Source organism: Curtobacterium sp. ME12, from assembly GCF_903970855.1.
Classification (GTDB): Bacteria; Actinomycetota; Actinomycetes; order Actinomycetales; family Microbacteriaceae; genus Curtobacterium; species Curtobacterium poinsettiae_A.
The window spans coordinates 1-11273 of sequence record NZ_CAJCKD010000017.1; the positions used below are offsets into that span (position 1 = coordinate 1).

12 protein-coding genes are annotated in these 11273 nt (G+C 69.8%); 6 read left to right on the forward strand and 6 right to left on the reverse strand.

Going from position 1 to position 11273, the window contains the following annotated elements; genetic code table 11:
• Positions 1-132 precede the first annotated feature (132 nt).
• The 4 genes from H7A73_RS09900 to H7A73_RS09915 all read left to right on the forward strand — a co-directional run bounded on the left by H7A73_RS09900 (position 133) and on the right by H7A73_RS09915 (position 3112).
• Positions 133-1077: an NADP-dependent oxidoreductase gene (locus tag H7A73_RS09900; protein ID WP_182065812.1), complete on the forward strand. Its 945-nt coding sequence runs from the start codon at positions 133-135 to the stop codon at positions 1075-1077.
• Between the two features lie 121 nt (positions 1078-1198).
• Complete coding sequence (locus H7A73_RS09905; RefSeq protein WP_182065813.1) at positions 1199-1744, forward strand: DUF805 domain-containing protein; 546 nt, start codon at positions 1199-1201, stop codon at positions 1742-1744.
• Between the two features lie 82 nt (positions 1745-1826).
• Positions 1827-2411 carry a DUF805 domain-containing protein gene (locus tag H7A73_RS09910; protein WP_182065814.1) on the forward strand — a complete coding sequence of 195 codons (585 nt, stop codon included), beginning with the start codon at positions 1827-1829 and terminating at the stop codon, positions 2409-2411.
• Positions 2408-3112, forward strand: a complete 705-nt coding sequence (locus H7A73_RS09915; protein ID WP_182065815.1) for a DUF805 domain-containing protein — start codon at positions 2408-2410, stop codon at positions 3110-3112. The genes H7A73_RS09910 and H7A73_RS09915 overlap by 4 nt, the downstream gene beginning before the upstream one ends.
• 68 nt (positions 3113-3180) lie before the next feature.
• Here the strand turns inward: H7A73_RS09915 and H7A73_RS09920 are convergent, their stop codons facing one another.
• The 6 genes from H7A73_RS09920 to H7A73_RS09945 form a co-directional block, all read right to left on the reverse strand.
• Positions 3181-3822: a TNT domain-containing protein gene (locus H7A73_RS09920; protein ID WP_182065816.1), complete on the reverse strand. Its 642-nt coding sequence runs from the start codon at positions 3820-3822 to the stop codon at positions 3181-3183.
• A 51-nt stretch (positions 3823-3873) separates the two neighbouring features.
• A complete protein-coding gene (locus H7A73_RS09925; protein ID WP_182065817.1) occupies positions 3874-4647 on the reverse strand; it encodes a succinate dehydrogenase iron-sulfur subunit in 774 nt (257 codons plus the stop codon).
• Between the two features lies 1 nt (position 4648).
• The gene (gene sdhA / locus H7A73_RS09930) at positions 4649-6442 is read right to left on the reverse strand and encodes a succinate dehydrogenase flavoprotein subunit (RefSeq protein WP_182065818.1); all 1794 of its coding nucleotides are present in this window, start codon (positions 6440-6442) and stop codon (positions 4649-4651) included.
• Positions 6443-6491: 49 nt separating this feature from the next.
• The gene (gene sdhD, locus H7A73_RS09935; RefSeq protein ID WP_027466446.1) at positions 6492-6938 is read right to left on the reverse strand and encodes a succinate dehydrogenase, hydrophobic membrane anchor protein; all 447 of its coding nucleotides are present in this window, start codon (positions 6936-6938) and stop codon (positions 6492-6494) included.
• A gap of 11 nt (positions 6939-6949) precedes the next feature.
• Complete coding sequence (gene sdhC, locus H7A73_RS09940; RefSeq protein ID WP_017888739.1) at positions 6950-7399, reverse strand: succinate dehydrogenase, cytochrome b556 subunit; 450 nt, start codon at positions 7397-7399, stop codon at positions 6950-6952.
• Positions 7400-7477: 78 nt separating this feature from the next.
• Positions 7478-8713: a glycosyltransferase family 4 protein gene (locus H7A73_RS09945; RefSeq protein WP_247737939.1), complete on the reverse strand. Its 1236-nt coding sequence runs from the start codon at positions 8711-8713 to the stop codon at positions 7478-7480.
• A 166-nt stretch (positions 8714-8879) separates the two neighbouring features.
• On the opposite strand from H7A73_RS09945, the gene H7A73_RS09950 reads away from it, so the two are divergent.
• The gene (locus H7A73_RS09950; protein ID WP_110861300.1) at positions 8880-9995 is read left to right on the forward strand and encodes a mannose-1-phosphate guanylyltransferase; all 1116 of its coding nucleotides are present in this window, start codon (positions 8880-8882) and stop codon (positions 9993-9995) included.
• A gap of 198 nt (positions 9996-10193) precedes the next feature.
• A complete protein-coding gene (locus tag H7A73_RS09955; RefSeq protein ID WP_182065819.1) occupies positions 10194-11258 on the forward strand; it encodes a BMP family protein in 1065 nt (354 codons plus the stop codon).
• The last annotated feature ends 15 nt before the right edge of the window (positions 11259-11273 follow it).

Sequence of the window (11273 nt, forward strand, 5' to 3'; positions counted from 1 at the left end):
CCCCGACTGGAGGCCCGTCACCAGCTGGTGACGGGCCTCCAGTCCGTCACGGGGTCGCGACGAATTCCTCCGCGGTGCCGCGGAGGGGCCTACCCCGAGAGCCTGCGGGAGGCAGCGCGTACCGTCCGGTGCATGACGAAGCACTGGGTGGCACCGCGGTTCGGCGGCAGCGAGGTCCTCGAGTACACCGATGCAGAGGTTCCCGCGCCCGGCCCCGGCGAGGTCACCATCCGCGTCCGCGCTGCCGGCATGAACCCCGCCGACACGAAGCACACCCGCCAGGGTGACCCGTCCGACCTGCCGATCGCCGTCGGCTACGAGGTCGCCGGCACCATCAGCGCGATCGGGCCCGACACCGAGATCGCGTCCGGAGGGGGAGCCGTCGGTGACGATGTCCTCGCGTTCCGCGTCCAGGGCGGGTGGGCCGAGGAACTGACGGTGCCTGCGCGCGACGTGTTCGCGAAGCCCGCCTCGCTCGGCTTCCCCGAGGCCGCGAACCTCCTCCTCGCCGGGACCACCGCGGCCGACATGCTCCGGGTGACCCGGGCCTCCGGGAACGACACCGTCCTCGTGCACGGCGCCGCCGGAGCCGTGGGGATCAGCCTGCTCCAGCAGCTCCGCCTGCTCGGCGCCCGGGTGATCGGGACCGCGTCCGAACGGAACGCCGACGTGGTCGCGGATTTCGGCGGAGAGTGGATCGCCTACGGGGACGGGCTCGAGGAGCGGGTCCGAGCGTTGGTCGCGGACGGCACGGGCGACGGCGTCGACGTGGCGCTCGACTGCGTCGGCACCGACGAGGCGGTGGACGTCTCCCTCGCGCTCGTCGCAGACCGCTCGCGCATCGTGACCATCGCAGCGCCCGTCCGGGCGGAGTCCGACGGCATCCGGGCGATCGGCGGCGCACAACCGGAGAGCAAGGCGTTCCGTGACTCCGTGCGGCAGCGGCTCATCGACCTCGCGGGTGCCGGGCACCTCGAGGTCCCGGTGGCGCGGACGTTCCCGCTGGCGGAGGCGAAGGCGGCGTCGGAGCTGCTGGAGTCCGGGCACCCCGGGGGCAAGCTCGCGCTCCTGCCCTGACCGCACGGTCGGATCAGGTGCACGGTCGGGACAGGAGTCGTCCGCACGGATGACGCTCGCCGGCTCGGGGGAGTGCCACACTCTGTGTGGACCGACAGCCCCCGCCGGAAGGAACGCACCGATGAGCGACCAGTACCCGTCCCGCGACCCGTACGGGCAGCAGCCGGGCCCGTACGGACAGCAGCCGTGGGGCCAGCAGCCTCCGGCGCAGTACGGGCAGTCGGCGCGGCCCGGTCCGGGGCAGCCGAGTGGTGGGAGGTCCGAGCCGCCGCTCTGGGCGCCCTGGTACGGCATCCCCTTCCCCCAAGCGTTCCTGCGGTTCTGGAAGAAGTACGTGCGGTTCGACGGTCGGGCCAGCCAGTCGGAGTACTGGTTCTGGGCGCTCTGGTACCTCATCGGCTCGGCGGTCGCCGGCATCATCGGCAGCGGGTTCGACGTGCTGCCGTTCGTCGACGACGGTTCGGACGGCCTCGGCAGCTTGTGGAGTCTCGCCTGTGCCCTCGGGTTCATCGCGTTGACGGTTCGGCGGCTGCACGACGTGAACCGCAGTGGCCTGCTCGCCCTGCTGTTCATCGTCCCGCCGATCGGCATCCTGTTCTCGCTGATCATCGGGCTGATGTCCTCGAACCCTCAGGGGCAGCAGTACGACCGCCCGCTGCAGGGCTGACGCGCGGACCCGGTTCTGACGGCCCCTCAGGAGTTCTGGTTGACTCGGACGAAAACGCCGGACACCACTCGAGGGGGACCACGTGAGCGACCAGTACCCGCAGGATCCGAACAACCAGCCGAACGCCCAGTTCGGCGGCGCACCGCAGTACGGCGGCGTACCGCAGTACGGCCAGCAGCCGCCGACCGGGCCCGACGGCGAACCGCCGCTCTGGGCGCCGTGGTACGGGATATCGTTCGGCAAGGCCGTCGGTCGCTTCTTCAAGAAGTACGCGACGTTCAGCGGTCGTGCCAGCCGGAGCGAGTTCTGGTGGTGGTACCTGGCGAACGGGATCGTGTTCGTCGTGCTCAGCATCCTGTACGGCATCGGTATCGGCACCTCAGAGCGCTCGACCGTGTCCACGTCGACCGCGACGTCCACCAGCGTCCAGTCGACCGTCACCGACCCGTCGGCACTCTTCGTCATCTCGGGCATCCTGTTCCTGCTCTGGGGCCTCGCGATCATCGTCCCGACGCTCGCCCTCGGATGGCGTCGCCTGCACGACGCGAACCTCCCTGGTGCGCTGTGGATCATCGCGCTCTTCGTCGGCATCGTCGGCATCGTCTTCGGCCTGCTGCCCTCGAACCCGCAGGGTGCGCGGTACGACCGCCCCGACTCGAGCCGATGAGCAACGACGGGACGCCCCAGTGGGGCCAGCCCGCGGGCGATCAGCAGCAGGGGCAGCCGGGCTCCGGGCAGCAGCCGGGATACGGGCAGCAGCCCGGTTACGGGCAGCAGCCTCAGTACGGGCAGCAGCGTCAGTACGGGCAGCAGCCGGGCTACGGACAGCAGCCGCACCAGCAGCCGTACGCGCAGCCGTACGCTGACCCGTACCCGCAGTTCGCGCAGCCGGTCCCGCTCGGGCCCGACGGTGTCCCGCCGATCTGGGCACCGTGGTACGGCATCGGGTTCCTCGACGCGTTCACCCGGTTCTTCAAGAAGTACGCCCGGTTCGACGGCCGCGCCAGCCGGAGCGAGTTCTGGTACTTCGTGCTCGCCAACGCCATCGTGACGATCGTGCTGTTCGGCGGGTTCTACGCCGTCCTCTTCGCGACGGTCGGGACGAGTGGCGCCGTCGACGAGTACGGCAACCCCACGGGGAGCAGCGCGCCGTCGCCGTTCGCCTTCGTCCTGCTCGCGCTCTACTTCATCTGGTGGCTCGCCACGATCGTGCCGGGTATCGCCCTCGGTTGGCGTCGCGTGCACGACGCGAACCTTGCAGGCCCGTTCTGGTTGATCGCGCTCTTCGTCAGCGCAGCTGCGATCGTGTTCGGCTGCCTGCCGTCGAACACTGCCGGTGCGCAGTACGACCGTCCCGACCTGCGCTAGCTCCACGAACCAGAACAGCCCGCCCCGCGCATCGAGCGCGGGGCGGGCTGTTCGTGTGTCGGCGGAGCTCAGACCGCCCGGAGACGGACGAGCGCACCGTCGACGACCAGGTCCCGAACGGTGGCCGAAGGGTCGGCGATCTGGAAGCGCAGCGCGCCGCCCGGCTGCTCGAACCACGGCTGGACGAAGCGGACGTTCACCAGGAACGGCCGGTCGACGACGTACCGGTGGGTCTCCGGCGACGCCGCCACGTGCGGGGGCAGCGACCGGCTGGGCAGCGGGGTATCGAGCGGGTGCAGCAGGTAGCCGTCCGGGCCACCGATGCGGTCGACGGGCACACCGGCCGGGATCTGGATGGTCAGCCCCTGCTCGCCGGCCTGCGCGACCTGCTGCGCGAGCTGCGGGTAGGTCGACGCTGCGCGGTCGCGGAGCCCGTCGAGCTCGTGGCGGGGGATGTCACGCGGTTCCGGGAACGGACGGTTCAGGAACCGGCGCAGCATCTCGACCGCGTCGTCCTCACCCGTGGCCTGCGCGAGACGACGAGCCGTGCCGTAGTCGACGACCTCGAGTGCGTAGCCGGAGGCGTCGGTCTGGACGACGCGGAGCGCTCCCTCGACCGGCGGTTCGTGCAGGGTCTCGCCGGGGAGCTGCACGTACCGGGTCGTGTAGCCGAGCTGGTCGAGGATGGGGCGGGTGTCCGCGAACGTCATGGTCGGGAGCCTATCGGTCGGCGTGGTGCTGGGCCTCGGACGGAGCCGGGACTACGCCCGGCCCCGCATGATCGCCTGCTTGACCTCGGAGATCGCCTTCGTGACCTGGATGCCGCGCGGGCACGCGTCGGTGCAGTTGAAGGTCGTGCGGCAGCGCCAGACGCCTTCCTTGTCGTTGAGGATGTCGAGGCGGACGTCCGCGGCGTCATCGCGGGAGTCGAAGATGAAGCGGTGGGCGTTCACGATCGCGGCGGGACCGAAGTACTGCCCGTCGGTCCAGAACACCGGGCAGGACGACGTGCACGCGGCGCAGAGGATGCACTTCGTGGTGTCGTCGAAGCGGGCGCGGTCGGCGACGGACTGCACACGCTCCTTGCCGGGCGTCGGGGCTGAGGACGACTGCAGGAACGGCTGGACCTCGCGGTAGCTCTGGAAGAAGGGCTCCATGTCGACGACGAGGTCCTTCTCGAGCGGCAGACCCTTGATCGCCTCGACGTAGATCGGCTTCGAGACGTCGAGGTCCTTGATCAGGGTCTTGCACGCCAGTCGGTTGCGACCGTTGATCCGCATGGCGTCGGAACCGCAGACGCCGTGTGCGCAGGATCGGCGGAAGGTCAGGGACCCGTCCTGCTCCCACTTGATCTTGTGCAGGGCGTCGAGGATGCGGTCGGTCGGCAGCATCATGACGTCGAAGTCCTGCCAGCGCGGCTCGTCGTCGACGTCGGGGTCGAAGCGACGGACGATGACCGTGACGGAGAAGGATCCGGGAGGGGCGTCCTGCACGGTGTCGGTGCGGGGCGCTTCGGAGACCAGGGTGTCGGTCATCTCAGTACTTCCTCTCCATCGGCTGGTACCGCGTGATGACGACGGGCTTCCAGTCGAGCGTGATGTGGTCGTCGGCGAGGGACGAGTGCGGGTCGCCCGTCAGGTACGCCATGGTGTGCTGCATGTAGTTCTCGTCGTCGCGCTTCGGGTAGTCGTCGCGCATGTGGCCGCCGCGGCTCTCCTTGCGGTTGCGTGCGGAGTACACGACGACCTCGGCCAGGTCGAGCAGGAACCCGAGCTCGACGGCCTCGAGCAGGTCGGTGTTGAACCGCTTGCCCTTGTCCTGCACGGAGACCTGCATGAAGCGGTTGCGGAGCGTGTGCAGGGTCTCGGTCACACGGGCGAGCGACTCGTCGGTGCGGAACACCTGCGCGTTCTTGTCCATCTCCTCCTGCAGTTCCTTGCGGAGCGCGGAGACGCGCTCGGTGCCGGTGGAAGCACGGAGCTGGTCGAGCATGGTGCGGACGCCGGCAGCCGGGTCTTCCGGCAGGGGGAGGAACTCGGCGGTCTTGACCCACTCGGCGGCGTTGTTGCCCGAGCGCTTGCCGAAGACGTTGATGTCGAGCAGCGAGTTCGTGCCGAGGCGGTTCGACCCGTGCACGGAGACGCAGGCGCACTCGCCGGCGGCGTAGAGGCCGGGGACGACGGTGGTGTTGTCGTACAGCACCTCGGCGTCGGTGTTGGTCGGGATGCCACCCATCGCGTAGTGCGCGGTCGGCATCACGGGCACCGGCTCGACCACGGGGTCGACGCCCAGGTACGTGCGGGCGAACTCCGTGATGTCCGGGAGCTTGGTCTCGAGGACCTCGGCCCCCAGGTGCGTGCAGTCGAGCAGCACGTAGTCCTTGTTCGGTCCGGCACCCCGGCCCTCGGCCACTTCCTGCACCATGCAGCGCGCGACGATGTCACGCGGAGCGAGGTCCTTGATGGTGGGGGCGTACCGCTCCATGAAGCGCTCGCCCGAGGCGTTCCGGAGGATCGCGCCCTCGCCGCGGGCGCCCTCGGTCAGCAGGATGCCGAGCCCGGCGAGCCCGGTCGGGTGGAACTGGAAGAACTCCATGTCCTCGAGCGGCAGGCCCTTGCGCCAGACGATGCCCACGCCGTCGCCGGTCAGGGTGTGCGCGTTCGAGGTGGTCTTGTACATCTTGCCGAAGCCGCCGGTCGCGAAGATCATCGCCTTGGCGTGGAAGACGTGCAGCTCACCGGTCGCGAGCTCGAACGCGACGACGCCGGCCGGCTGCTGGCGGGTGACGCCGTCGTCACCGACGACGTCGACCATGATGAGGTCGAGTGCGTAGAACTCGTTGTAGAACTCGACGCCGAGCTTCACGCAGTTCTGGAACAGCGTCTGCAGGATCATGTGCCCGGTGCGGTCGGCGGCGTAGCAGGCGCGGCGGACCGGGGACTTGCCGTGGTCGCGGGTGTGCCCACCGAAACGGCGCTGGTCGATCTTGCCCTCGGGCGTGCGGTTGAACGGCAGGCCCATGTTCTCGAGGTCGATGACGGCGTCGATCGCCTCCCTCGCGAGGATCTCGGCGGCGTCCTGGTCGACCAGGTAGTCGCCGCCCTTGATCGTGTCGAAGGTGTGCCACTCCCACGAGTCCTCTTCGACGTTCGCGAGGGCCGCGGCCATCCCGCCCTGCGCCGCACCGGTGTGCGACCGGGTGGGGTAGAGCTTCGAGATGACGGCCGTCTTCGCCTTCGGGCCGGCCTCGATCGCGGCTCGCATGCCCGCGCCTCCGGCGCCGATGATGACGATGTCGAACTGGTGGTGGTGGACGGTGGTCTCGGTCACAGGGGTCTTTCCGTAGACGGTGGGAACGCGGGCAGTGGCGGTGGTGGTGCTACTGCGCCGGGCAGAAGGACGGCAGGTCGGCGGCAGCCGCGCCGGCGGGGCACGGGTCGAAGGTCCAGCAGACGAGGAGCCCGAGGACGATCAGCACGACGCAGGCGGCCAGGATCGCGACGAGCAGCGTCTTGCGGATGCCGGGCTTCGACACGTAGTCGTTGACGATCGTGCGCATGCCGTTCGAGCCGTGGATGAGGGCGAGGACCAGCATGAGCGAGTCCCAGACCTGCCAGAAGGGATTGGCCCACTTGCCGGCGACGAAGGCGAAGTCGATCTGCTTGACGCCCTCGCCAGCCACCATGTTGACGAAGAGGTGGCCGAAGATCAGCACGACGAGCAGCACGCCCGAGGCGCGCATGTAGATCCAGCCCCACTTCTCCCAGTTGGTGGTGCTGCGGGCGGCTGCGGCCGAGCGGGGAGGTTCGACGATCTGCGTGGTCATGTCCGTGCCCCTCAGTTGAAGTCCGCGACGAGGTTCATGAGCTGGCGGGGCAGGAAGCCCGCGATCGCCACCGCCCACAGGACCATGACGATCCAGAACATGGCCCGCTGGTACTTCGGGCCCTTCGACCAGAAGTCGATCAGGATGATCCGCAGGCCGTTGAAGGCGTGGAACACGATGGCCATGACGAGCGCGATCTCGCCGAGGTTCATGATCGGGGTCTTGTACGTGCCGATGACCGCGTTGTACGCCTCTGGGGAGAGCCGCACGAGCGCCGTGTCGAGGATGTGCACGAGCAGGAAGAAGTAGATCGCCACGCCCGTGATGCGGTGGAGGACCCACGACCACATCCCGATCGAACCGCGGTAGAGCGTGCCCTGTGGCGTCCGAGAAGCCCGAGGGGCTTCGATCGAGACGTCGGGCACCGCGGTTGCCGTACCCCCGCCGGTGTGCTCAGCCATGAGCTCGTCCTTCCATAGGACGGGCTCGCCCGATCGGCGAGCCCTTGCCGTTCGTGTTCGTGTGGAACACGACCCATCCTATGCGCGGGCGCTGACCTTCTCGTCCCGACCGGCCCGGAGGCCCCGTCCGACGGGCGGCGCGCCGATGGTGCGGGCCGTGTCGTGGTGGTCGAGGAGCTGGTCGCCGACGGCTTCCCAGGTGGTTCCCTCGACCCGGAGCCGTCCGGCGGAACCCATCCGCTCCGCCAACGCGCGGTCGTGGTGCAGCCGCAGGACCGCGTGCCGCAGGGCCTGCGGAGCACCGGCGTCGTAGAGCTCGCCGTCGAGCCCCGGGGCGACCAGGTCGAGCGGGCCGCCGGACGCCGGTGCGATCACGGGCAGGCCGGAGGCGTGGGCCTCCTGCAGGGTCTGCCCGAAGGTCTCGGCCGGGCCGGTGTGCACGAACAGGTCGAGCGCTGCGTACGCGTCGGCGAGGGCGTCGCCGCGCAGGGGGCCGGTGAAGGTGACGTCGAGGTGCCGGAGCCGACGTTCGAGCATCGCCCGCGACGGACCTCCTCCGGCCACGACGACCCGGATGCCGGGGACGCCGCCGAGTTCGGCGAGCCGCTCGACCTCCTTCTCCGGGGCGAGTCGGCCGACGTAGCCGACGATGGTCTCGCCGTTCGGGGCCAGGCGGCGGCGGAGCGTCCGCACGTGCCCGGTCGACCGGCGCGCGGGGTGGAACAGCTCGGTGTCGACGCCGCGACCCCAGCGGGCGACGCGGGGCACGCCCTCCTCGGCGAGCATCGCGGCCGTCGCGCTCGACGGGGCGAGCGTCAGCGAGGCCCCGGCGTGGATGCGTCCGAGGATCTTCCGCACCAACGGGACGGTCGCGGTCAGGCCGTTGCGGCGGGCGAACCCGGCCACGTCGGTCTGGAAGACGGCGACGGAGGGGATGCCGAGCCTCCCGGCTGCCGTGATCGCGCGTCCACCCAACAGGAACGGACTGGCGGCGTGGAGCACGTCGGCGCCGGAGGCGGCGAGGATCGTGTCGAGCACCGGGTGGGGGAGTGCCACCGGGAACTGGCGGTAGGCGACGGCGGGGATGCGGTGGACGTCGAAGGAGCGGTAGCGCTCCACGGCGCTGCGCGACCGGAACTGGGCGAGCCCGGGGGTGTCCGGTGCGATCACGACCGCGCGGTGGCCCCGTCGTTCCAGGTGGTCGAGGACCGCCAGGACACTGGTGGTCACGCCGTTGAGGGTGGGCAGGAAGCTCTCGGTCACGACGGCGACGGTCCGGGGGGACGTGCCGCGCTCCACGCTGCGTGCGCTCATGGTGCTGCCCATGCTCCGGGCGGGACGTGACCCGGCGGGGCCGACGACGTGAACGGGACGCGCGCGCCGGGTGAACAACGCGGCGGCCGACGCTGCGGGAGCCCGCATGCGGGAATCGTGCGGAGACCACCCAGGATCCGCCCGGCGGGACCGGTACGGTGAGCGCGTGGCTGACGCTCTCGAAGACTTCTACGCGATCATCCCCGCAGGGGGCATCGGATCGCGCCTGTGGCCGTTGTCGCGTGCGGACGCACCCAAGTTCCTGCACGACCTGACGGGCTCCGGTACCTCGCTGCTGCGGCAGACCTGGGACCGCCTGGCGCCGCTCGCCGGCGACCAGCGGATCATGGTCGTCACCGGCCGTGCGCACCGGGTCGCGGTGGAGTCGCAGCTGCCCGGCGTCGAGGACCACAACGTGGTGCTCGAGAGCGAGCCGAAGGACTCCACGGCCGCCATCGGCCTGGCCGCGGCGATCCTGGTGCGCCGCGAGCCCGACGTCGTCATCGGCTCGTTCGCCGCCGACCACGTCATCGGGGACGCCCGTGGCTTCCGCCGTTCGGTGCGCGAGGCCGTCGCCGTCGCCCGCGCCGGCTACGTCACCACCATCGGCATCACCCCGACGGAACCCGCGATCGGCTTCGGCTACATCAACGCCGACACCGTCGCGCTCGACATCGAGGGCGCCCCGACCGCACACGCGGTGAAGTCGTTCGTCGAGAAGCCCGACCTCGACACCGCCCGCTCGTACGTCGAGCAGGGCAACTACCTCTGGAACGCCGGCATGTTCATCGCGCGCGCCGACGTGCTGCTCGCGGAGATCGGCCGGACGAAGCCGGAGCTGCTGGCGGGCATCAACGAGCTCGCCGACGCCTGGGACACCTCGGCCCGCGGCGCCGTCGTCGATGCCGTCTGGCCGATGCTGGAGAAGATCGCGATCGACTACACCGTCGCCGAGCCGGCCGCCGCCGCCGGACGCATGGCGGTCGTCCCCGGTGACTTCGACTGGGACGACGTGGGTGACTTCGCCTCCCTCGCCAAGTTGCAGTCCGGCGGTCGGCCGAACAACCTCGCCGTGCTGGGGGACGGTGCACGCATCCTGGCGGACTCGTCGAGCGGCATCGTGATCTCGCACAGCCAGCGACTCATCTCGCTCATCGGCGTCGAGGACATCGTCGTCGTGGACACCCCGGACGCCCTGCTCGTCACCACGAGCGCGAACGCGCAACGGGTGAAGAGCGTGGTGGATGCGCTGAAGATCAGCGGCCGCGGCGACGTCCTGTAGCGCTCCACCGACAAACCCCTCGAACTGGGGGTCTGTGCGCGACCCCGCGTTACGGGCGCGTTTCGGCGGGGTCGCGATCCCGTAACCGATCCGCAGGACCCCCGCAACGGGTCCTGTACCGACCCGACGGTCGTGTACTGTCGCCACGATCGCCCGGAACGCACGTGGTCCGGGCACGCTCCCCGGAGGAACCAACCCGTGACATCTCGTACCCGACAGGTCGTCCTCAGCGGCCTCGCGCTCGCCGGCACCGTCGCCGTCCTGGCCGGCTGCGCCTCGGCGCCGTCCACCACCGACTCGGCGAAGAAGACCGACTTCCGCCCCTGCATGGTCTCCGACGCCGGTGGGTTCGACGACAAGTCGTTCAACCAGCTCGGCTACGAGGGCATGAAGGACGCCGCCGAGGAACTCGGTGCCACCTACAAGGAGGCCGAGTCGAAGGACGCCACCGTCTACGACTCGAACATCGAGCAGCTCATCGGCCAGAACTGCAACCTCGTGGTGACCGTCGGCTTCAACCTGGCCGACGCCACGAAGAAGCAGGCCGCTGCGAACCCCGACACCGACTTCGCGATCATCGACGACAACTCGATCGACGCGAAGAACGTCAAGCCGATCACGTTCGACACCTCGCAGGCGGCGTTCCTCGCCGGCTACGCCGCGGCGTCCTACTCGAAGACCGGCGTCGTCGGCACCTTCGGCGGCATGCAGATCCCGACGGTCACCATCTTCATGGACGGCTTCGCGGACGGCGTGAAGTACTACAACGAGCAGAAGGACAAGGACGTCAAGGTCGTCGGCTGGAACGTCGACACCGGCAAGGGCTCCTTCACCGGTGGCTTCGAGGCCGGCACGCAGGCCAAGTCGGTCGCGCAGACGCTCCTCGACCAGGACGCCGACGTGATCCTCCCCGTCGGTGGCCCGATCTACCAGTCCGCTGCCGAGGCCATCAAGGACGCCGACAACGGTTCCGTCCTGATCGGTGCGGACAGCGACCTCTACGAGGCCGACCCCCGCTACAAGGACATCGCCTTCACCTCGGTCGAGAAGGGCATGCGCCCGGCCGTGAAGGACGTCGTCGAGCAGGCGGCTGACGACAAGTTCTCGAAGGACCCGTACGTGGGCACCCTCGAGAACGAGGGCGTCGGCATCGCCCCGTTCCACGACTTCGAGTCCAAGGTCGACAAGGGCCTGCAGGGCGAGCTCGACGACGTGAAGGCCGGCATCATCGACGGCTCGATCAAGGTCAAGACCCAGTCCTAATCCCATGGACGCGGG